Below are 25,553 nucleotides of genomic sequence, written 5' to 3'. Positions count from 1 at the left end.
CAGTGTCCAACTACAGACATTCTTGTGCTCCACGCAATAATTTTTCTCTAAGTACATCATCAGCTGCCAACTGTAAAATACTTTCTACCCAGGCCAATGGCTGCATTGGCAACAGAATTCCATTCTCCTGATGCCGGACTATTCTTCCGTAAATATCCCCTTCCGCATAAATCCCTACTGCACCAGCCTGGGTAATGTCAAAGAACTTGGTGTGAGATCTTGCCTTATTAAAGGGTCTATCCAACAGAGGCGCTAACCCTATAGAGCGGCCTGATCGTTGTATCATGGACAAGTAAGTTGGCCATTTCATAGGGTGTATTACTTGCACTCTCGGCACACCCCGAAATAGACGGTTTACTCGCTTATCCCCAATAATTTCAAAATCCAGGTTTTGATTCTCTTCTAGTACCTGTCTGATGATGGGATAAAGCCAGTTAATATCCTCACTGTGAGATGCCGATCCATGATAGAAAATAGAAAGTGGACGCTTTGCACCCAAATCCAGAGGCTCAGCTGACAATAGTTGAGGAGACAGGTGACGATATTTTCTCTGTAGAAATGGAGTTGAGACCAATAATTTTGCCCCAATGGCTTTTAACCAACGCTGCTTAGACCAGCTATAGCGTAGTATTTTAATCTGATAGCGGAGTGGCATCCCGGAGAACGCTGACCAATCAAATAAATCATCATCTAGAAATACTGAAACGCCAGATAGTTTATTTAGATTCTGTTGGATTAGAGATTGCCAGGCGTGAGAAATATAGCGTACAAAAATAACCTGAGCTCCATCGAGTTTATCAACCGAGGGTAGATCGGTAAAAGTCAGACGCTTGACACTCACACCCAAATTTTTCAGATAAGGAATTACGAAGTAATCTGTCGAGGGGTTTGGCCCCTCCTCTACAATGATCCAGCGGTTGATTACTTCCATTCATACTCCAACAAGTCAGGAAAATTTACAGTCATCACTCAAAAGGAAATACGACTGGTAATAATATTAGGACCGTTAATGAGTAGGCAATTGTCAAGGGTAAACCAGCACGTAGGAAATCGCGCAAATGATAACCACCTAGGTTTTGAACGATTAAATTGGTCTGATAACCAAAGGGGGTCAAAAAGCTTGCACTAGCTCCATAAGCTACAGCCATCACAAACGGCATCCAGCTAACACCGAAACTATCAGCCAAGCTCCAGGCTAATGGGAATGTGAGTGCCGCAGCGGCATTATTGGTCATCAATTCTGTTAGTAATAGCGTCAATAAAAAAATGCCAATAACTCCAGCCAATGGTCCAGCGCCTTGAAGGGAATCTCGCATTGAACGTGCCAGGCTATCAGCGAGTCCACTGCCAGAAAAAGCTTCGGCTAAAACTAATGCACTGGCAATAATGATCCAAATTTGGAAAGGAAAGCGCCGCTGAAGTTCAGAAGTGGTGACGATATTCAGTATCACCATGAAGCCTAGTAATACCACCAATCCCTTTAAAAGGGAGAAGAGCCCCAGTGCCGAACCCGTCACCACACTGGCAAAACCCAGCCCTAGCAGCCAGCTGTTCCTGCTGGATAGTTGGCGCTGTACATCAGTTCCGCTAATCACGTAGAAGTTCTTATCGATATTACGATGGTGCTTAAAGTCCTGGCCAACTGCTAAGAGGAGGGCATCGCCTGGTTGAAGCTGTATCTCCCCCAGCTTGCCGGACAGGCGCTCCCCGCCCCGACGCATTGCTACCACCGCTGCATCGAAGCGGGTCCGAAACTGGCAGCTTTTCAGAGTCTCGCCAGTGATACTAGAGTTCGGTGTCAGTACGACCTCGGTGAGATCCATATGTAGGGCATCATCATCCAATGCGAACAAATGCAATCCCTCAATAGACTGGAGCCTTTGCAGATCGCGCACATCGCCGCTGAAGATGAGCTTATCGCCACTGCGAATTAATTCTGTGGGAGCAACAGGACTGATACTCTGCCCTCCGCGAACAATCTCTATTAGGTAGAGTGTTTCGAGCTGACGCAAGTTATTTTGCTCAACGCTACGGCCATCCAAGGGCGAGTCTTCAATAACTTCGGCTTCCAGCAAATACTGTGCCGCTTCCTCCTCAACAGCGCCCCCCTCGGGAAGCAGGCGATTACAGAGCAGTAATACCACCAGCCCGACCAGGACTGCAGCGCTGCCAATAGGAAGAAAGGCAAAAAAATCTAAAGATCCCATGCCCCTATCCAACACAAAGCTATTCACTATCAAGTTTGTGGAAGTTCCAATCAAGGTTAAGGTTCCACCAAGAATGGCCGCATAGGACAGTGGTAATAGCAGCTTGCCTGAAGGGTGCCGCCGTTGGGCCTTAACGCTAGATGCCAGGGCCGCAACAATAGCCGTGTTATTCAAAAAAGCCGAACTTAGGGCAGTAGCACTTGTAAGCCTGAGCAGGCTAGTTTTCAAACTCCTTCCAATCAATCCATCAGATATCGCCCTAAGCCAGCGAGCCTTTTCCAACCCAATTGAGATCAGTAGTAGAACAACCAAAGTAACCAGCCCAGGATTGACGGCTTTTTGCAATACCGACTCAACTGGGACCAAACCGGTTAAAAAACAGACAGATGCAGCCGAGGCAAAGACCAAAGAGGGACGTACACGAGTAAAAATCAGGGTGAAGATAACCAGAACAAAAGTGCCAGCAACAAAGATTTGAGAAAAAGTCATAAAGTTCGGGGGGCCGCTTTGGTTACCGTGGTAGGTGCTACACCTAAAATATCTCTCTAAAGAAGGCAAACTATACTAAATCTGATGCCCATACCCCAAGCTATCAGCAAGAGTAAATAAAGGAAGGCTTACTTCATGCTCATGAGTGGTTGGTTAAAAAAGCTTGGCACGGAGATAAGTGGGATGAAACCAGGAGGTAACGAATCAACATCTTTATATAGATCTAAGCAAGGAGTGAGGATCGTCTAAACAGATATAAGCGGATTGGCTATATTTTGATCTCCTCCTATATGGATGGAGATAGGTCTTACACAAGCTAGGTAAATCAAATGGTTATCGGCCAGTTAGATTTCATGGAGAATTCTAAGCCCAAAAGGCTGGCTCTTAGCTTAAGTCCAAGCGACTCTCATAAAGTGCTAAATACGTGACGATTTAGCATAAAATAAAAGCAATAATGGAATCCAATACGGATAAAGCCGATACCCAAGGTATGGGACCTATGAGTTTAGTATTAGTTAGCTTTGAGCTTGCTAGACTGACCAGTCAGTAATCAAGCAGCCAAGTCATATGTCGACTAATAAAAACAATCAGCGCCATAGAGGGGCTTTTGCTCCCTCATTTAACCCCAAAGTGAAATCTTCCCTGGTATGAGTCAGAAATGGGCTGTAGTAAGGATCCCTTCTCTCATGGGTAGACCACCTGGTCTTTAAGTTAATCGCCTCCCTGTCAAACCTGGCCCGCTTTTCAGGTGTATTATCAATACCACGGCTAATTGATTCATGGTGGTACATTTCAGCCCAAGGTGTCCACAAGTTTCGATAGCCAGCTTCCTTTACCTTCAGGCAAAAATCAACATCATTAAAAGCTACTTCAAAATTTTTTTCGTCTAGTCCTCCAACTTTTTCATATATGCTCTTACGTACCAGCATGCAAGCAGCTGTGACTGCCGAAAAATTCTGTGTGCACTTCAGGCGATTCATATAACCTTCCTCATGGCGATGGTAGAATTTGTGGACATGCCCCGCTAAACTACCCAGGCCAACCACAACACCAGCATGCTGGATACGGCCATCACTATAATATAGCTTGGCACCCACACAACCGATATCTGGCCTTATTGCATGCGTGACCATTTCCTTAAGCCAGTTGGGTGAGATCACCTCAATATCATTATTAATTAGACCAATAATATCTCCACGAGTATGCTGGACGCCGAAATTATTAATCGCCGAGTAATTGAAAGGAGCATCATACTTAATCACTCTCACATTGGGTAACTTCTTCAGATGAGATAAATAATTAAGTGTTTCAGGCTTTACACTCTGATTATCTAGAACCAGAATCTCATAGTTTTGATAGGCAGTCTTCTCAAGAATACTATCAATACATTGTCGAAGTATGGGCAACATATCCCGCGTAGGAATTAAAAGAGAAACCAGGGGCTCTTCCATCTTTAAAGGCCAGCATACTTGTAATACTCTATAATTATTTTCAACATGTATTGAGACATCCGAACATCCAGTCTCATTAAAATATTTTTGTAGCACACGTTGACTGCTCTTAACATAAGTTACGGGATCTTGGAAGCTTTGCCTATGAAAAAGAATTCTCGGTATATGAATAATTTCTCGCGAAGGATGCTTTAACTTACGTAATACCTGAAGGAATAGCGAGTAATCCCAAGCCTGTTCAAGATTGAAATCAATGAAGTTGGACTGCTCTAACAAGCTCGGGGCAAAAAGAACAAACTCACCGATATAATTATCAGAAAAAAAAAGATCAGGATTCCATGCTGATTTAAAGTTAGGTAAGCACCGTCTCCCAGACTCATTCAGTTTATCCTCATCACTATAGATAACTTTCGCTTGAGGATTACTCTGTAAAACATACTGAAAACATGATAATGCTTTGGGGGCGAGTACAGCCCTTGGCGGACATAGCAGATGATAGCTATCAGTATCAATTAGATTTGAGAACTCATTGCTAAGTTCATAACAACCAATCAGCTCTATTCTGTTGTCAGAACAGACAAGTTCATTAAGCCAGAAATAGATATCTTTATTGCAAGTAGCAGATGAGAGGATAAAAAGTTTCCAATTTCGGTGTATTTGAGCACAAACTGAATCGACTGCATCTTTTATAGCGTCCAATGTATCTGTATTAATAATTGGCATTATAATAGAGAAACTTATACTACAATAATTTTCAACTAACTCGGGCCAGAAAGTAGGCTCTATTTTTTTAACCCAGTCCCGATAAGAGACCTTAACTCCAGCAGGTCGAAAAGTAGCATCATAATAGGCCCAACGATTCGTTATTCTAAACGGCACTCTTAATTTACGAGACTTTAATCGAGAACGCATTCTATCTCGAGCGAAAATTAAAGACACTCTGACTAGAGTTAAGTGACGAATGGTAAATTTACATACGGATTGTGAGGGTGAGAATTGAAGTACCTCACCTCCTCTAGCAAACCAAAGAAGTCTCTTAGACATTCGGCCATTACGAATTGGCAAACGAAGCTTCTGGGATTTTCGTCCACCCTTATGTTGAAGGATGAAAGCCGCATCCAAGTAACTTTGATCAGAATCCAGTAATACTTCTACCATATACCAGCCCCGAGAAAAGCTGTTATTTGCAATGCAAAATTTTGATTGGCTGGTAGTCGAAGTCCATGTAATATAGCCATCTTTGCCAGTCTCAGCTTTCAACCCTTCAAGTGGACGCAGCAATGGACGCAAATCGTATCTAGTTAAATGAGGAACAGTGATCCCTGAACGCTTACCACTCATATATAACTCCATAAGTCCTCATTTTTTATTTTGACTGCCAAGGTGCTGTTGCTCCAAAAACTACAACCTAAATGCAAGAAATAAATTTATGAAGTTGTAGCCATCAATATGTTTATTTTAGTTTAATCACTCTAAATATTTTTGAAAAACGATCTCGTAACCCTGTCCCAATATTGCGGTTCTCGGCACTAATTCTTAAAGTCTCGGAGGTAGTTTTTAACTCCACTTTTCCCTCTGGAAAAATTCGTAGCATGTACTCAGACCCATGAGCCTTCGGTAAATATTCAGGATACTCTAGTTTCCAGTCAGAGCTATCATATTTCAAATATTTTATGTATTTCTTAAATATTGGCTTGAAAAAAACTACATCTTCTTGAGAATACCATTTTCTCCAGTTACCATGGGCCTTGCTTCTGACTACCCCCCTATAATTTTTGTTAACTGACACATTCTTCCTAATAGGAAATGAGAGATATTCTTCTAACTTCTCAACATTCCCATCAACTAGATCTTCATATTTCAAAATTAACCAGTCCTGGCTTGCTCTTCCTAGAAATTTCATAACCTTATCATAGGTATTCAACATTTTTTTTGAAAAAGCAGGATAGAAATTAGGATTCTGATTAAATAAAAATATACAAGGAATGTCTTTCGGGTTATCTTCTTTGTACTTGACAAGCCTAAGTGTTCGAAGAAATTTTTCCTTATCTGGTCTGTGGACCCAATGCCACCTATAAAAAATTTGGCTAACAAACCTATCTCGGGGATCTCTGACAATAAATATCTTTTTATCAAAATATTTTTGAAACGATAAAACCTTTTGAGGGGTAATACCAGAATCTAACAAGGCCTTAACAATCTCATTTTCACTAGATTTTATAGTGGAGCTAATACCTTCTTTAGCATACCTAACCCCATCGGATTCCTCAAAAATTTCAAAGGGCTCAAAGACTTCTTGGATTCCTGTCCCCAGGTGATTTTCCAGAGAAGCTTTTACCATGGTATGCAATATCGTGGTGCCCGACTTACTCAACCCATAAATTAAAATTCTCATACTAAGTGTTCACTAATTTTAAAATAACAAAGTGGATAATCCCTGTCATAAACACTCCTAACGGATCGGAGAGAAATTACTTCTTATTGAAAACAAGATCGTTTTATAATCCAAGGTGCATTGCTTTATTTTACTTTTTCCGAAAACGATGAGAGGCGCTCAATTTTCAGTAAAATCTTTCTAAAGTGCCCAACCATTTTTTTGTAACTATAGTTTTCAGCAGCATGCCGCCGACCGGCCTGCCCCATTTGAACTCGCAACTCTTTATCATAAATAAGCTGTATCACTCGTCTTGCGACCATTTCAATTTCACCAAATGGAACAAGATAACCAGTCTCACCGTCTACAACTAGCTCAGAGAGTGCCCCCCAGTCGTAAACTACCACTGGCCGTGCTGCGGCCATAGCTTCCAGTATCGTGCGCCCGAATGATTCTTGAAAATGCGATAGGTTAACAACTATATCGACGCTGGCTAAAGCTTCATCTGGGTTAGCAATATATCCTATAAATTCAATACACTTTGCAATTTCGCCAGTTTGCTGTTGAGATCGTACATACCTTATATGCTCATTCTCTGGTCCAATCAGTTTACAAATAGCTGGTATAGCACGTTGTTCAAGTATTTTTGCTAACTTAACAAAATCTGCCAAACCTTTTTTTGGCAAGTTATTACTAATCAACGCTATACAAATAGGAGTATTTTTAGTCACCAATGTCTGAGAGTTCGATTTATATCGAGTTACATCCACTATATTTGGCACTACAACAGAATTTGGTGCGGCTATTTCCTTTTCCACGATACGAGAGTTAACTAACGTAATATCAGCCAAAATCCTAACACGCTCAGTAATTAATTGAGCACTAGCTCCCAATACCTTACAGAGAGCATCATCGTAAAAAGGAAGTTCACGAACATGAATTATAGTAGGTATCTTTAAAGCTCGAGCCGCAAGTAGTGGCTCATCAAGCACTAGCGTATTAGCATACACTGCTTGAATATCGTATTTTTTTACTAACTTCTTAAACTGTTCTAAGGTTCGCTGACAGGGTGGACGGCCAGCATTCCACCAACCGTAAGGTAAAATTTTTACAACACTTGCTAGAGACTTTATGTTTTCTACATAGTTAGAGTTCAAAGCATTTGGCAATGTTACTATCAAATTGACTTCTAACTCATTCAAAACGGCTAATACATCTAACAGGCTGCGTTCAGCACCAAATAAATTTCTGCCAACCTGGTGCGCACAAACTAGCAAATTTAATGAGCCCGACCGGGGTACCTGCATTCCAGTTATTTCTGGTGTAGGTTTTAATCCTTTCTCTTTGCCCACAGTAAGGTAATGATAAAGGGTAGGCTGATTATCTGATCTTGCCTCTGGATAATAGTATCCATATCCAGAGGTACTGAACTCTGGGCCTGGATCCCTCCCCTCTAAAAAACCAGTTAACCAGTAGTGCTCAAACAGATCTACTGACGTATCTTGTAAGTCTGGGTATTGCTCTAAATACCAAGCTACATCAAAATAGCGTGACTGCTGAACGAGGTCAGAAGGATTAGGATTCTCCACAGGCTTTTCATCGGGACAAATTGGTGCTGGTGCGATAAAGCGTCGAAATTTCGGATTTTCTGGTAAATAAAGATCTTCTACCGATTTTGCCGCTCTGTGCCATCGCTTAGCAGCATCTTCATAATATTTCCGAATACCATTAAATCGTGTAAAAAGACTTGTTTCACTACATCTACTTAATGAACCTTTATTAATACGACCAAAACTAAGCGGCACACCCGGTAAGACTTCAGTTAAAGCATTTTCCCCAAAAGCATGAAGAATACGATAGTAGTATTCAGTGTCCCCATTCACAGTAACCCTATCCCAATAACCTAATACTTCAAATACAGAGCGGCGAAACATTAATGAAGAGATATTACGATATACCCAACTATCCTCTAACCTCCAGTGTGAGAAATGTAGATCATTGGTGGTACGTACCCAGTGTGAAGTGCAACCTACTTTAAATGGATCAGATAATAAAGCTTTAACTTGGTATTCAATCTTTTGAGGATGAGACCAATCATCACTATCATGTGTGGTAATTAGATCACCACTGGCTGTCTTTAGGGCGGTATTCCGGGCGGCATAGGCACCTTGGTTTTCTTCATGGCGCAATATCCGTATTTCTAAACCTGGTCGCAAGTGAGTACTTTGCACAAAATTTTTAAGAAATTTCCAACTGGTGTCTTTACTAGCGTCATCCACAACCAAAATTTCTAGGTTCCGCCAAGACTGATCGCACAAAGAACGCAGTGCCGTTTTCAGAGTTTTCTCAGAATTGTAAGTGGGAAGAATTACTGAAACTCTTGGCGACCTTTCCTCTCCCACAACAGGCAAATGCTCTGCAGGATGGAGAGAATCTAAACTTAGTGTTTTATTATCCTCGCCAGCTAAATAACACAGCCCATTAGGTATAAAGACTCGATTGATAGCTTTTAAAAGCAAATTATTCATTTTCCTATCAGAGGTATGGTTAACTTTACTCTGTGAGAGTAGATTGACCTCTGCCAATAGAATATCAACCTGCCCTGAAAACCGCTGGGCTAATATCGAAAGTGATTTCTGAACTATCGTCTGTTGCTTACAGTGTAGTGCTGCTTCAAATAAAAGTAAGAAAGGACCTGCATGTGAGGGATCAGGACTATCTGCACATCGAAACGATGATAGAGAAACCAAAACTTTCGACCAATCATCAATTGCAGCATACCAACGCGCAATAGCCCATGCTGCGTAAAATCGCTCCTGGCAAATTTCATTTGAAGATTCCGCTAGTTGTTTGAGCCGAGGTAGGAGTAACTTATCTCCACCACGCCAAAGATGGTATTCCCAAACGACAGCGCGATTGAGAAATGGTCGCCTACCTTCAAAACGACCATGTTTGATATAGTGTGCCCACGGATTGACTCCAGCATCAGCAACGTCTGGATAAGTCTGTAAATACCAGTTGGAGTCGAAGTGGTCAGAGACCTGTGATGGATAGTCGCAGCTTAAAGGAGTAACTCTAAGGATTATCTCCACAAGCCTGCGACATATACGTTTTATATTCAGCACAATTTTTACATTATCTCAGCATGGAAGTGGTTGACGGCCTTCCTCCTTACCCATGGAGATATAATGCACCAGTGGATTGAAACCACTATCTTTTACATCCGGATTAGTATCTAGATACCATTGACTGTCGAAGTCTGGGCTCGGATTACGTCCTTCAAAAGCACCGAGTTTCAAGTAATGTAAAGCGGGATCATGAGATGAATCCTCATTCTTAGCCACATCGGGGTAAGAGTTCAGATACCATTCCGCATCAAATAAACCTGAACGATGGATCTGATCCAGTTCCTTTTTCTCTTTACGAATCTTTTTAGTATGCTTACCGAATGGTAAGCTGACCTGAAGTACCTTTTTTTTAACAGGCTGATTGTTTCCCTCTGCTGCTCCCACCGAATCACCTGCTACTTCCATGCGTAGAGATGTCAGTTGTTCTTCTTTCTCCTCTAATAAACGAGTCATTAAAGTCAATTCTTTAAAGCGCTCATCAACTGAATGTTTTGTATCAGTAAGTTCAGACTTCAAAGATTGAACTTGGATTTGTAACCTCTGCTTCGCTTGCAGAAGTTCATCGCGCTCCGTCTCGATAAGCTGTAAAGATTTTTTAAGTTTTTGACAGTGAGAATTCAGATCCTCTTGTTTTTTATCTAAACCCTGTTTTGTCTTCTCCACCTTCCGCAGTTCATCCACATAAGAATTTATTGATTTCTCAAGCTGCTGGGAGCGCTCCTGACTTGTTTTTAGCTGCGAGTCTTTTTTTGCGAGGTCTGCCTGCAAGATATTAACAGTTTTCTCTAGATTCTCTTTAGATTCTCTAAGTTGTTCAAGATTACTTTCTTGAGTTTGCAATTGATCCTCTAAAGCAGAAATAGCTGTCTCCGACAGTTGAGTTTTATCAGTTAAAATGCGTAGATTTTCTGCATTTTGTGACTTTAATTCAGCCGTTTGCACCTCTGCGTTATTTAGCAATTTTTTAAGAGAGGCCATCTCTTTATTATTTTTTTCAATCACTTTTTTATTAATTATTAACGCCTCTTCCTGAGTATGCAATCGATCTTCAAGTATAACTTTATTATTAACTGCCTGATCAAGTTTAAGCTTGAGGTTTTCTATTTCATGGCTAAGCCGGTTATTAGTTTCTTGTAATTGCTGCCAATCGACTTTTAGTTTTTCAATATAATTTTCTAGGTCATGGTTTTCTCTCTCTAAACGATCAGACTTACTCATGTTCTCTGCAAGGTTATGCTTCAGATCAATATTATGGCTTTGTACCTGCTTCAACTGTCTCTCTTTATCCTCAAGAATTTCTACCCTCTCATAAAGCTTCATTTTCTCAGAAGATGAACTTTCATATTTTTGCTCAAGATCAATAAGCTTTTGCTCTAATTGATTTGCATTTTTTTGTGAGCATTCCCACTTCTTCTCTTCGTCCTCGAATGCCTGCACCCACTCATCAAGCTCTCTTTCAATCGTTGCAGTTTTCTCCAACTTCTGCTTGAGCCTAATAAGATCAGATTCTAGTTTTTTTGCATGGATTTTATCCTGTTTCCAATTTGTTTTATCAGCCTCTAACGCCTGAAAACGCCGTTCGATTTCATTCTTTTCTTTGATTATTTTCTCATGCTTACGTTGTAACCCAACAAAATCTTGTTTCAATTTATTAGCATTAAGTTCAACTTGATGCCACTGCTCCTGCTTCACTAACAAAGTACGCAATTGCTCTTCAAGTGATTTTTTTTCTGAATTGATAATTTCATAATTTTTTTTAAGATTATTAAAATTTGATTCTAAATCATTTGTATATTTTTTTATTTTTACCCATTCACTTTGCTCTTTCTTAAAAACTTGAACCTGGCCTTCAAGTTGACTATTTTTTATATCGATACTTTCATATTTTCGCTCGAGCTTAGAAAAATCCTTTTCCAATTTATTATAATTCACTTCCACTTCACGCAATATCTGATATTTTTCTCTGAGGTTTTCTATTCTATCTTTAAGCTTTCTTTTATCATCTGCATCTTTTTCAGATTTGTCTTGTAACTCGACTAGAGATTGCTCTAGTTTTTTGATATGAACTTCTGCCTTCGTCCAGTTCTGCTGTTCCTCAAGAAGTGCTTGTAATTTCTCTTCTTTATTTTGTTTTTCTAGGTTGGCAAAGTGTAAATCATTTTCAAGTTTTTCAAGGCTTTGCTCCAGCTGCCCTACGCGTTCTTCCGTCAATTGAAGCTGATGTTGCCTCTTAAGAAGAACTTGTATTTCCTCTTTTAACTTATTTTTTTCTAATTCCGTACTCTTCGACTTACGAGCAAGCTTTAGAATATCTCCTTCCTGCTTACTAATTTTTTCATATGCATTCTGTAAATTTTTCTGATCCTCAAGCAAAACCTGTACTTTCTCTTCAAGTTGATTCTTAGCTAAATTAGAGCTCTCCAACTTACGTTCGGATTTTTCAACTTCAATTTCCAGCTTTTTCACATGTTCTTGCACATGTCTTGATGTCTTCTGCTCTTCCTGTAGAATCTTTATCTGCTGCTCAAGCTGATTTTTCTCCAGCGCAATCTTCTCATTGTTTTTTCTTAGTTGTGATAAATTTTTTTCCAGGTTATTAATATGATCTTTATCTAAGATCCATTTTTTTTCTTTCTCATCAAACTGTTTTACTTTCTGCTCTAACTTATTTTTCTCAAATGTAGCTTTCTCAAGTTCAACTTTTGAATTTGAAAGATATTCCTCAAGGACCTTTATGTTATCTTTTTCTAGTATCCATTTATTTTCCTTTTCTCGAAGTGCTTGAACTTGTTCTTGCATCTGTCCGTTTTTTAAAGTAAGACTTTCAGATCTGCACGTGACCTCTGATATATTATTTTCCAATTTTTTAATTCGTGCCTGTGCTTGCTCTAACTGCTGCTGCGTGTTTTTCAATAATTCTAATTGCTTTTCAAGACCAGATTTTTCTTCAATATAGCTTTTTGAGTTAATTTCAAGTTCATTTATTTTTTGTTCGAGTTGTTTAGTAAGAGCATCTTTTTGTTTCCTGTGCTGCTCCTTATCAGCCAACGCAGACTTTAATCCATCGTTAAGAGCTCTCTGAGTATCTATAGCCTCATCCCTTTTGAGAATCGTGTCTTGTGCCTCTTTCAACTTCTTCTTAAGCGTTAAAAGTTCTTGGCTATTTTTATCTTCTGATTCCCGCTTTTGTACATTTTCAGATTCTAATAATTTTATTTTTTTCCCAAGATTCTTTACATTCTCAGCATTTGCTCGATTCTCCTCGATAATTCTACATTTATCTTCTTCCAGTTTTTTTACGATTTCACTATGTGCAGTTAACTGCTTCTCCAGCTCTACGCATCGACTAGAAAGCTCAGTACTATCCTTCAATTTATTATTATAAAGTTCCTTTAGATTCTGGTGCTCTTTTTGTGTCCTGGCCAACTCATCTGCACTTGATTTTGAGCGCATCTGATAATTCATCAATTCCTGTCTTAACTCCAAACCTGCTTCTTGTAGCTGGAAAAGCTGTTGGTTTCGGCTATCCATTTGCCGGTATTGTTCATCAAGCCTTGAACGAAGCTGGGAAACTTCAGACTTGAGTTCATCACGAAACTCCTGCAAGATACTAACTCGTTCGGCTAGTTGACCACGCTCTTGTGCATGCCGCTCCAATGCTTGATCCATGCGATTATTAAAATTAACTAGTTCCCTTCGCTTAGATTCCAATTGTAAGCGAGTATTTTCATAGTCTGCTCCTAATCGCTCTAATTTACTTTTCTGATCAGCAAGATTTACCTTAAGTACCTCTGCTTTTTCTAGATATTCATTCGCCTTCAAAGCGTCTTTACAAGTGCGGCCTAAACGAGCGAAAACATCCTTGACAACCTGCAATGCTGAATTTGACTCTCCCTGCTCAAATAGATTTGAAAGTAATGGATTCAAATCTCTACCCAAAGAGATAGCCCCTAATCCATCTCCGTGATGAAAAGCAAAGGAGGGGTTATCTTTTGCCAGAAATTCAAAAGCTTTATAATTTACATTTTCCTGAGAACGCCGTGAAATACCAGGTATAAGTATTAAGCCATAGCTCGACATTTTTGGGGTCCAGCGAGCCATTAAGCCTTCAAAATCATCCTCATGAAAGGCGTTCAATAACAGCAAATCAACACTTGAATCCTCAAACTGCCCGCCAGTCTTCATAGACGAACTATCAAGTAGGTAGGAAAAACTATCAAAATTCTTCTCATGATACATTCTTATCTGGTCATCAGAAGTAGAAGAATCCTCATTTTTCCCTATACAAGTAGCATAGCAACGGGTGTCCAGCCGAAGACGCTGAATAGCTTGGCATAATGCAAAGTGCGCAACCCCAGACTCTATTCCCAAAGTTATTGCAGTCCTAGGTTGATGTGCCTCTATAAGCCAAAACAAAAAAGGAACATGCTCTAACCAAAGTGAAGAGCGAAGATAGTCAGGCTTCCAAAACATAGAGCTCTGAGCAAGTGAATTAATTGCAGGTTTTATTGCCAAGTCTGATTGCATTTTCGTCTATCCCTTTATCGAAAATTATTTCACTTGTAAATCCAATTTATTCGTAAATTTTAATAGAATTTAGGTCAGTTAGTGTTATTAAATGCCATACTCACATGCTTTTACTATTTGAATATTTTCAAATAATTTTAACTATATGCTTAAGTTATCAATAATGGAAGTTTATAATATTGCTCAAAACTTACATTTGGAAAGCGTGAATTGAGAATCTCAACTTCGTACAATCTAGCTGTACGACTATCCGTAACTACCTTGAATACGTTGGTACAAGGCTCTCCGAAAATACTTTTAAACCTCAGACAGACTACCAATTCTTGAAATTGCTACTTTTCTCACACTTAAACCTAATCTAAACTTGTCACCTATCCGACTTCGACAGCCCTTTAAGAAGTATCCAGTTCCCCTGAGATAGTAATTTTATAATCCTAACTTAACTCTTTAGGTATCATAAATATTTTAATCTTTATCGCTCTTTCTGGACCCCAATTCTGAAAATCTTATTGGATTCCGCTGAAGACATAAACAGCATATAAATTTAACCCTTAATTGTATTTCAACAATCCAATTTATACATCATAAATGCTATAGATCATAGATCCATCTTCTTGAGTGGCTTGCTGTATGATTTTCATCGTGAATATAGTATTTAATGGTACTGCTGACCTCCTTTGAAAGAGCTGCATATTAATTAAATTTTTATCCCTATTGACATACTGTAAAGATTACAGTTTTAAAGTATCACAGATAGTGATAGTTTCTAGTATATTTATTAATAACAAATTTCGAAGTTCACACCTTTGAATTTAGGGCTGAAGAAAACTTCATTCAGAAAAACATAAATTGTTTTTTTTAATTAAGGAATAAAAACAGGCTAGGAAAACAATAATTCATTCTTATATTAATTAGATTAAAATAGAATATAAAAATCAAACAAACAGACAAAATGATATAATATGGCAAAAATAAGCTATCGAAAGATCCTATTATCTAGACAGCGGTTCAATTTGTACTAATGTGCCTTATTTTGATAGAGATAGTTAATAGACACTAAGGATTAGTTTAAGCTATTCTAAGTAATAGCCCGCTAAAAAGTCTATTGTTAAATTAGGGTATATGAATGATTTGATGTCAATTCACAGTACTCCATGGGTATAAATAACATCAGATAATTTGCTAGCCTATATCATGATCGTTCTCTTGTAACGGAAAGCTCAAGCCTAAGACACGTGTAAACACGTCATCTTGATCAGTGAATTCCTCTTTTGACGATAAATCAATGGATGTATTTTTGTTATTAGGCCTTATCATCCTTCCAAGTCCTTTTTCCAACGGATGATACTCCAGCTCAAAATCATAGTCTTGCGCCCAACGCTCACAAATATTCTTTTCTTCCTTACGGATAGTATCATCCATCCAAACTTCAGCTTTCCGTGAAAGACGGTTAAATAATGCTGGTAAGGCAGGATAGCGACTATATAAACAAGTAGCTCCAGGGGGGCCATCTACCCAAAGCAGATCAACATTATCAATCCCTTCGAGAATCGATAGTGGATACCAGCGTGGTGGCTTATCAGAATTATCAGAATTCAGATGCTCACCTTCCCAGAGTTCTAAATCTCCAATTCTTAGATCTACCCAAGACTGTAAATACTCAACTTGAAGAGATGATAATGTCAGGGACCCATAATATTCACTATGTTCAATAGATATCAATTTACCTTTACCGTTTTGGCGTAATGCATCAGCAATCACTAATGTAGAAGCACCGCTACCGAGTTCAACTACAATAGTGGGACGAGAACTCATGATATGGGTATGCAACCTTAGTAGAACATCTGGTGATGCCGCCCAACCCCGCAGTGGGGGAAGTTGTCCTTTGATAGATAAGCGTTTCTGAAGCCAGCTAAGACTTTCAAGTTGGGCATATACACGATTCTGAACAGTAATTAAGTCCCGTGTGAGCTTATTAGAATTTTCTTTACAAGTCTGTAAAATCTTACATTCTAGCTGCTCAAGTTGATTGGTGGAATCATCAGATACATTATCAGTCATAGCCAGTAAGAATCTCATTTCAAATTTTATGTTCAGTTATGTCTACCTACGGTAGATCATCTTTATCTTGCTACAAAAAATATTTTTTCTAAGGGAAGCATTATACCAATGATCAACTAAATTCATCCAAGCAAAAATATCTACTTAAGAACTACGCAATATTATATCCAATTTTGTCAACATTTTTGACTTTTAGGTATTTCCTATCTTGATAGATAAATTAAAACAAGCTAATCTTAATAAAATTTTCACAAAATTTATCTATCATTTATACTGTTAGTCACTAATTAAGAAAATTTTTAATATTTTTACTTGCATATATTTATAATTGGTTTTTTTAATCGAATTATCCGCACTTCTTGAAAAGTGGCTGATAAAGGAACAATCTTTTCAAAAGCCAATAAGAAATATTTAAAATTCGACTCTCCTATACACATTAATGAGAGATCTGAACCTATATTAAACTATAAGTCCTATACTTTTTGTATTTTTCTTTTGGAAATGCTTTGAGGACATGCAATCGATCAATCAATTCTAAATTTTTAGTCTCTGATAAAATATCTTTTGGATACTCCCACCAATTGCTTGTCTTAATAAAATCAAATAAAGAAGGATCGATACGATATCTAATATGCCTTGCAGGTGCTCCAGCTATCACACTAAAAGCCTCAACGTCTTTAGTAACAACTGAGTTTGCACCAATGACAGCACCTGTCTGAACTCTAACACCTGGTAATATAACTACACCATCCCCCACCCAAACATCATTCTCTAAAATTACTGGATTAGTTGGATTTTTTTTTGAAAGTCCAGGATAAGTAGTCAAGTTGGTCATTTCATGTGAGCCAGCACCAATTGTTACTCGTCTCCCAATCGAACAATAACGTCCAATAAAACTTTGCTTTAAATATCCGCCTTCACCTACATAAGAATGGGCACCAATAAAAGTTTTATATTGACCTAGTAAAACAGAGGAGTTAAGTCTGACTGATTCCTCGAAATATGTATTACTTAATGATTTAGTTTTTTTTACATTTATGTTTTGACAATCATTAAGGGAGATTGAAGTTGAAAAGGAACTAGAAATAATAGGTAACTCAGCAAGAAAGTAATATAACTTATCAAAAATTAATGGGTTAGATAATAGCATGCCCTCTCCCCGCAAAAAATGTGAAAGAAATCAATAAAAAACAAACTGCTTAATGAGGAGTTAGTACTGAATAAGCTTAATAAAAAATAATAATAACAAGCTATTGATCTTATTTTATTCATTTCTGATTTAAAAATTTTCTATTCTAGATTAGCATCTAAATTAATAATTAATGTCTAGCTTGCAAACGACCAAGATTCCTTGATTTTTGCGTATTCTTTACAGCTCGATATAAGCTTCATTTCCTCAGCAGTTAGCTCTTTAATAGGTGATTCATCTTTGGTAATCTCTTTCACACGATGTAGAGTATTTTGTGGTGCCAAAGAATTTACTTTTTCGATGAATTCATCATCGTAATCCACGCCCAGCATGTCGAAAATTTGCTTATAATGAAAAAAAACATTTTTCTTATTATACATATTAACATTTATTTCAAATGTTCTTATAGGGTAAGATTTTTTAATTTTTGTGTAAATGCGATAACTTTTCTTATAATTCTCAAATATTTCCTCAAAAGGTAGATTGCCCCATAGAATATTTTTTAGATTTTTTATACTTCTTAATACATCGTATGCGTTGCGTGCACAATATATATATATTGGCTTGTTTACCGAGAATATTTCTTCATAAAGATCAAAGAAATTCTCACTTCGTGGCGTTTTGTTACCAACAATTTTTGAGTTAAACGATTTTTCGACTTGTTTTATATTTGAACGGAAGATCCAATAACTCTTAACTAATAGTTCTTTTCTCAGAGCAATAGTTGCCGGATCAACTCTATTTTCAATAAAACTTGCAATTTGCTTATTAGCGAAATTTGATAGCATCTGCACATTATAGAACTCATCCGTTATACATATATCAGGGTGAAGGTTTAATATATTTGCGCACATACGAGTACCACTTCTTGGATTACCAAAAATAATTACTGGAGGAGAATTAATCATCTTAAAATTCCTGAAATGTTTTTAACTTTATGATGAAATTATTTTTGACTTAATATTATTAAGGTCTAGCTTAATTTTTTTAATTGATGATTCTATATCAACTTTAAGAGTAACATCAGCATGTGCATCTATTTTCAATTTCTCATCACCCAGCTGTATAGACGTCAAGAAATAATTATCGTTTGTCTCATAAAAAATACGATTACTACTTTCTTTTTCGTTAAATTTTTTTGCAAAGAAACCTGATTTTATTCGAGCTTCTGATGGTGTGGTACAGACTTTCCCATCCTGGAATTTAAACTGCTCTATTTGGCAAATATTAACTCCATTTGAATTTAATAAATTCACTTTACTTCCACTTGGTATAGGAGTTATGCTCGAGCCTATATGAAAGAACTGTTCCAATCCATGAGTATTTCCTTCTGCTTTATCATAAATTAGAAAAAAATTTGGTCTCAGCCAGATTATCATTCTTATAATAAAACATGAATCATAATCAGCTATCTTGGCAATGGAAACTTCAATATCACCTAAGTTTCTATACCCTAAAATTTTTGAATCGCTTATATTTTTAGAGTAATCTATATTATCTAGAGAAAGATCTACTGTCCTGATTTTTTGATCTTCTCCCTTTGGTCTCACCGTGTTATGAAAAGCAGTGTTTCTAATTCTAAGAGAATTTTCTGATTTTTCATAATTCAAAAATCCAGGATCTATTAAAATATCTCTTCCCTTATAATAAAGATTGAAAACACCATTATCACCATGTTTATGTACATGAGTTTTATATCCAGAACTGAAGTAGGCCCATACCTCATCATTCATATCTCTGAATATCACCTTATTGGCATCTTTAAGAAATTGACTTCGAAGACCTTTTGAGGGCTTGTATTTTAATCCAGCATGGGTATCCCCAATAGCAGGAACTGTACCATTAGGTCTGGATATAAGCTTCGCGTATGTTGAGGCTTTTGTTAAAACTTTTGTGGCTTTTTGATGTAGGGACCCATCTAGATTTGATAGGGGATCAATAACTTTTTTCAAAAAACTTAGTAGCCAAAAATGATAACCAGGACTATTTTCTATATGTACACCATCTTTAGTCAGATCTCTCGAAATTGAATAGCTTAATCGTGAAATCAAATTTTTTTTAAAATGGGTTGGGTACTCAATATTAAGCCCATCAAAAGTATTAAGTAACCCAAGTAGTGCAAGATCCATCATTAATCCATGATTATAATGGCTGTAATTCTTTATATCTGCTAAATATTCACCATTATATAAAAGTAAATTTATTATATAATCAGGAATAGTTCTTTTGGAGTAAACTAAACATACTATCAAATAGCAAAGAGATTGTGTTCTATTTGAGAACGCATGATCTCCAAGTAATATACCTTTCATTTTTTTGTTGATTTTTTTATTCTTTTCTAGGGACCAACAAACAAAACTTTCAACTAAACTCATCGCTTTATCAAGATAAATCTCTTTTTCTGTAAGCTCATAGGCATTTAGTAAATATGATACTGGGTAGAAAGCGTAGATATATAGTGAATATGTTGATTGTGCTGACGAAAAACGAATCCACCATAAATTATTCATATCAGATACTTGTACGTTAGGCAACGTAGGAAAAATTTTTACATTATTTTCGAGAATTTGATCTGCTATAGAAATAGTATCTTTTGTGAAAGGTGTTAATCTTATTATTTTTTCTGCATTAAAAAAATTTAGCTTCATCTTAAAATCTCACAGCAGTGCTAATATTTTGTCTGTATTCGCATCTTTACAAAATCTTTTTGAAAATTGTTTGACTTCTGAAGTGGTTGAGCTATCTATATTGGTTACTTTTTCAAAAGCTGTAGAGATTGAAGTTGAAATATATTTCGAAGGATAAATATACTCACTGCCCGGCCAGTTTAAAATTGAAGGTAGTGCTCCAGACGCCATCCCTTCAGCTACTGACAAATGAAAACTCTCATTATCGCTAACAGATAGTATATGCCCAATTTTCTGAAGCCATTCTTCAATTGGACCAAACCCTTCAAAGATCACATTTTTTTCCCATCCGTTTTTAGTTATCCTTTCATATTGATTTTCAAAGTAAGTCAGTTCTCCCCTCTTTTCTTTTGAATGCATCCAGGCATAGTCTTCTGGTCGCTTACCTTTTACAAAAAGTTTGTAACGATTATTTTCTTTATATAATTTTTCAAAGATGTCTAATGCACGATCTAATCTTTTAGACTGAGGAACATCGCCGATCATTCCCAAATTATATTTCGAGCTTTCAACCTTTGGTTTATTAAGAATATCCGTATCAACCATATTAAATATCATTTTGCACTTTTCCCGCTTAAGAGAGAATTCTGCAATCATCATTTCAAAGTAATACGGTGAAACAAATATATAATTATCAATTTTCTCATGATTGCAACGATCTAAATGGCGGGTTTTTATCTCTTGAGCATGAATCCTAACAATAAGTTTTTGGCCTCTTTTAATATTTTTTGAATACCATACTAAATTTCCCAATCCCCACTCGCAAAAAACAACATCAGCGTTATTTAGAAGAGCCAAACTTTTCTCTTCGTCATGTTTATCATGTCCATTCCAGTCATCGATTAATAAATGTAAATCTTTTCGCTGGTTAATCTTCTCAATAATAAATTTAGCGAATTTCAAATCATGTCCGGCGATGAGAATTGTTCTTTTACCCTGATCAAATGTAAGTGCCTGTTTCGCTCTTCTGATAGTATTTTTATGTGAGTAGTATTCAGCTTCTTTATGATCGATAGTAATCTTTCCCTTTATTGCGCTATACATAGCGTCGGCAATACCGTCTACATCATCTTCTGTTAATGATATGCCCCCTAGCATGGAGAGCATATCAGGGACACAGCCCTTAGCCATAGTAACAGCCAAAATTGGCCTTTTGGCTCCAAGGTAATCAGCTAATTTCCCTGGATAAAATGGACTATTTAATAACCCTTGATCACTGAAATCTGCATCACGTAATAACAAACAGTCAGCATTAGTCATTACTTTCAAGCTTTCCAAATAGCTAAGTGTGCCTTTGAAGCTAACAATAGATTCTAATCCATAGGTTGATGCAGACTTAATAAATTGATCATTGGCACCATAAAATTCCAGAGTAAAGCAGCCCTTAAGCTCTGGATGGATTTGAAGCAAACGTTGTGCTCCCAAAATAAATGGTAATGAGGTTCGTTTATATTTATACAACATACCAACATGTCTAAATCGGAAAATTTTTGGTTCGCTGTACTCGCTTCTACAGCCTTGGGGTTCCCTATGATACATACGCTCATCAAAGCAATGTGGTAGTATATAGAACTTGCTTTTCTCTAATGGTATTCTTTGTGTAGTAGAAACAATTTCCTGCTGATATTCATTTGTAACAATTATACGATCAGCTATTTGAAGTACCTGCTCTTCTGCTCGGATATCTTCATCTAACATTGGAAACTTGTAGCAATCGTTATACGGATTTGCAGCAATTGGGTCTCCAAATGAAGCTACCCATGATAACTGAGGATCGCTCTTCTTAATCCGCATTGCAGCAATATGAGAAACAAACTCATGAGAGTGCGAGACCATTACTGAATAATGATTATGCTCTTTGAGACAGTTATAGAAATCTAAAACTTTTTCTACGAAGTGAGCTCGAGCTTCAGGATCTCGTGCATTTTCTGAAGGAACTTGAATTTCATACCGGGTGAAACGGCTAGAAGCGTACCGAAACATTATATCATTATCTGGCTTATCTTTTCTCTGAATTTGCAAAACATCGTATTCATAGCCAGTATCTTTTAGACGCTTGAATAGATTGAAAGCAGAAGAGCTTTTATATGGTGGAAAATGCCAGGATAATAATAAAACTTTTTTTCTCATAACTTATATCTCCCCCCAATATATAAAATCTTCTAAAGCTTCTGCCGGTAATTTTTCATTTAAATTATAACTAAGTACCTTTTCACCACCATAAAATTGCTTGTCATCCTTGTAGAATTTTTGTGCAAATCCCATTGCATAGGTAATAGATGAGGAAGATGAATTTAACCACCTATAAGAAGAATCAAAATTATCAAGTTCAATGAATAAATGTTTGTTTGGCGCAGTTTGACTGAAAAACACCTCTTTGGCTCTGCTAACATCACCTTCGTTATTGGCCTTAACAGTTAATATCGCTTTAGGAAGGGCTACTTCTACTTGAATGCCAATTAACTCACAGAGTTTCTGAATACGATGGCCATAGGTATGCTCTCGCATCACCATTCTAACTCCGCGGCGCGCTAAATCACGATAATCTGCAGGTGATTCTTCCAGATCTTTCAGCTGGTTTACTATGGATTGCCTACCATTTGATAAAATAACTACATCACCAAATAATTTTTCTACGCCAATAGAACAATTACTGATTACCGGTGTTCCAGATGCTAGTGATTCATATACACGACGAGCAAACATGGTTTCAGAGTCCTGGACTGAATTCATATTTACTTGATACTTATAGCCTTTATGTGCTTTCCATACCTCTGAAGGTATGAGGTTTCCTAGAATATTTTTTTTGTATTTTTTTGGGAAAGTAAATTTTTCTATATTTTTATTATAATTACGATCATAAATATCGTAATCTACGCTCGCTTTTTCAAGCTGTTCAATAATATGATTGAAGTCTTCACATCGTTTGGGTTTATCGCTGTAATAGGAACCAGCAAATACGGCTTTTTCTAGTCGATTAATATATGGAATTGGGTTATGGATTTTTGGCTGAGCAGCGAATGATAAAGGAAAAGCATCAATTCCATAATCTCTTTTGTAATATGGCACCATGTTTACATCTGTGGTGAGAACTAAATCAAAGAATTTCGCTATAGGCCCAAATTTATCATAGTGTGGAGGGTCTTCCTTATTCCAGAATACAGTGGGAATACCTTTTTTATTACAATGTCTTAGTAAACCACTTAATTTTTTTCCACCACCACTACCTTTTGTAATTGTTCCCCAATTTCCATCATTCCCCTTCCAGCAGCTTTCGATCAAAAGAAAATCAGGAGGGTTTGACTCCAATTGGGTCTGCCAATGCTCCTGTGTCAGGGCAATCAGCTTAACTTCATGGGAGAGACATTCAGCTGTAAATTCATCAAGTACACATGCAACTATTAAGTCAGAAATAGAGCGCTTCCGAAAAGGGTCGGACACAATAGCAGGAGGCAAACGCTGATGTCGGACTAAATCTAATTTTTCCTTTTCTTTACCCTTTTTAATGTAACAACGTCCATGAATTCTTATATCTATATACTCATCAGGCTTGAGACCCAGACTGGAAAGGTCGATAGAGATTTTTTCCACACTATCAGGAATTTTTAATTTTACTATATCTTTAAATTCATCAGGGGATGTTTTATCATTAGAGTTCAAATAACGAAAATGTTGATTGAATGCAGCAGAAACTCCTAGCCCTGGAATATTGCTTATCTTACTCCCTGATTTATCTATGAAGTCAAGTAATACTACTGCCTTCCTGGTCGTCTGATTGCTTTTTAGTCGATAAAAAACTGCAGCCGATAATTCTAAAACCGATCCAGAAACATTAATTTGTATTTCAGCTATATTCTTTTTACAATTTTTTTTCAGCTTAAATTTTTGTTCCTTTATAAGTAGTAGTTTATCAGAAGAATTCAATTCATATTTTTTTGGTTCAATATTTATTTCATGATTTGGTATTTTATACTTAACAATGTCAGATTGTGACACTTGCTTATCTGAATAATTAACTTTATTGTTGTCTATATAAGCTGTTTGGTTAATCCCTACATCAGAATCACATGATTCAGTAACCAATTCTTCAATGCAATTATTTTGTTTTATAAGACTTTGGGTATTTATCGGTTTTGTTTCTTTATCTAAGTAACCTTTGGACAAAGATGGATTTATATATTCATTTCGTAACTCATCAATTAGTACTCTTACATACTCCTTCATTGTTGGAAATTTATAAGTATTGATCGAAGAAGTGTTCAGAGATCGTAAGATACCGCTCATTAAGCTCTTTGAATTTCCTGCCTCAAACACAATAATTTCTTCATTCTTCTTTGAAATTTCTAGCAGAGGAGCAACATCTGAAACAACTATTCTCTTACCATAAGACATGGCTTCAGCTAATTTTATTGGCGTAACTAATTCGCATACCGGTAAATTTTTTCGGGGAATTACCACTGTATCAATCAATGAGTAATATTTAGCAATCTCTTCATGCGGTACTCGACCGGTTTGTATAAGCCAAGGCTCATTAGCTATTTTCTTCTGTGAGCATATAGCTTCATTTAATGGCTGGTAATCTCCTACTAGTAACAATTTAAACCTCTTGCCCAGCTCATTCAACTTAGTACAGGCATCAATAAGAGTATCTAGCCCTTCATGAGGGGCAAAGCTACCAATATAACCCACTACTTTATCATTCGAATTTATGCCCAATCTCTCCCTAAACTTTGAATCCATACCCATCGTCTTTGGTTGCTCACCAATTCCATTAGGTATGATTGATATTTTATGTGGATCTAATCCTCGGGAAACCAGCTCTACTTTCATTCTCTCACTGAGCGTAAATACCTTTAATGCCTGCTTTCCTACATAGGTATTGCGCTCAATTTCTGTTTTGAAATCTAGAGAATTATGATAGTCTGCTTTCCGTGTAGCTTTAGAAAGCTCCCAGAAGCCCCTAACCTCATTATAAAATGGTAACCCTAGACGTTTAGCTGCAATCCACGCTGGTAACCCAATGATATAATCAGAAGCAGCCAATACAGCCGAAGGTCTATATATTTTAAATAAATCCATAAAGCGAGCCACGCAAGCTTCTAGGTGACTTCTTTCTTCATTGGGAGATAGGTCATTTTGCCACCGGCTATGGATATACCTAACACCGCTAACTACTTTTTCTGGCGGTATTGACCCTTTTTTTACACCCAGCTCCCAAGGCCTACCTGGCCTAACAAAACATAATGTTTCCAAACCGTTATCATTTAATGCTTTGGCGATAACTTGTGTTCTAATTGAATATCCATTACTCGCATAGCTTTGACCATGACTAACCATGTAGGCTATCCTTTCATGTACTGGGATATACGTCTCATTTATTGAATAATCGATAAGATCTTCAACATGCTTTAACAATACATCCATATCAAATTCTGCCCAC

At 37.2% G+C, this 25,553-nt stretch carries 12 protein-coding genes; all 12 read right to left on the bottom strand.

Annotation, left to right across the window (positions count from 1 at the left end; genetic code table 11):
* Positions 1–10 precede the first annotated feature (10 nt).
* The 12 genes from ACJJID_RS01680 to ACJJID_RS01625 all read right to left on the bottom strand — a co-directional run bounded on the left by ACJJID_RS01680 (position 11) and on the right by ACJJID_RS01625 (position 25,537).
* Entirely contained in the window at positions 11–931 is a 921-nt protein-coding gene (locus ACJJID_RS01680; RefSeq protein WP_444921211.1) for a glycosyltransferase family 1 protein, read from the bottom strand.
* 34 nt (positions 932–965) lie between these two features.
* Positions 966–2,696, bottom strand: coding sequence for an SLC13 family permease (locus tag ACJJID_RS01675; protein ID WP_444921210.1), 1,731 nt, complete (start codon positions 2,694–2,696; stop codon positions 966–968).
* Positions 2,697–3,283: 587 nt separating this feature from the next.
* Positions 3,284–5,488 (bottom strand): glycosyltransferase family 2 protein, encoded by a 2,205-nt coding sequence (locus ACJJID_RS01670; protein ID WP_444921209.1) that lies wholly within the window; start codon positions 5,486–5,488, stop codon positions 3,284–3,286.
* Between the two features lie 112 nt (positions 5,489–5,600).
* On the bottom strand, positions 5,601–6,542 hold the full coding sequence (locus tag ACJJID_RS01665; protein WP_444921208.1) for a sulfotransferase domain-containing protein: 942 nt from the start codon (positions 6,540–6,542) through the stop codon (positions 5,601–5,603).
* A gap of 125 nt (positions 6,543–6,667) precedes the next feature.
* A complete protein-coding gene (locus tag ACJJID_RS01660) occupies positions 6,668–9,613 on the bottom strand; it encodes a glycosyltransferase (protein WP_444921207.1) in 2,946 nt (981 codons plus the stop codon).
* Between the two features lie 48 nt (positions 9,614–9,661).
* A complete protein-coding gene (locus tag ACJJID_RS01655) occupies positions 9,662–14,176 on the bottom strand; it encodes a hypothetical protein (protein ID WP_444921206.1) in 4,515 nt (1,504 codons plus the stop codon).
* Positions 14,177–15,358: 1,182 nt separating this feature from the next.
* A complete protein-coding gene (locus ACJJID_RS01650; RefSeq protein ID WP_444921205.1) occupies positions 15,359–16,237 on the bottom strand; it encodes a class I SAM-dependent methyltransferase in 879 nt (292 codons plus the stop codon).
* 454 nt (positions 16,238–16,691) lie between these two features.
* Positions 16,692–17,387 carry a CatB-related O-acetyltransferase gene (locus ACJJID_RS01645; RefSeq protein ID WP_444921204.1) on the bottom strand — a complete coding sequence of 232 codons (696 nt, stop codon included), beginning with the start codon at positions 17,385–17,387 and terminating at the stop codon, positions 16,692–16,694.
* Between the two features lie 176 nt (positions 17,388–17,563).
* A complete protein-coding gene (locus ACJJID_RS01640; protein WP_444921203.1) occupies positions 17,564–18,334 on the bottom strand; it encodes a sulfotransferase in 771 nt (256 codons plus the stop codon).
* Between the two features lie 27 nt (positions 18,335–18,361).
* A complete protein-coding gene (locus ACJJID_RS01635) occupies positions 18,362–20,074 on the bottom strand; it encodes a heparinase II/III domain-containing protein (RefSeq protein WP_444921202.1) in 1,713 nt (570 codons plus the stop codon).
* Between the two features lie 9 nt (positions 20,075–20,083).
* Complete coding sequence (locus tag ACJJID_RS01630; RefSeq protein WP_444922659.1) at positions 20,084–22,243, bottom strand: hypothetical protein; 2,160 nt, start codon at positions 22,241–22,243, stop codon at positions 20,084–20,086.
* Positions 22,244–22,246: 3 nt separating this feature from the next.
* The gene (locus ACJJID_RS01625; protein ID WP_444921201.1) at positions 22,247–25,537 is read right to left on the bottom strand and encodes a glycosyltransferase; all 3,291 of its coding nucleotides are present in this window, start codon (positions 25,535–25,537) and stop codon (positions 22,247–22,249) included.
* Positions 25,538–25,553: the final 16 nt, after the last annotated feature.

The organism is Microbulbifer sp. CnH-101-G (genome assembly GCF_052466775.1).
Note: the sequence above shows the minus strand (reverse complement) of the source record. Positions and strands in the feature narration are given on the sequence as shown.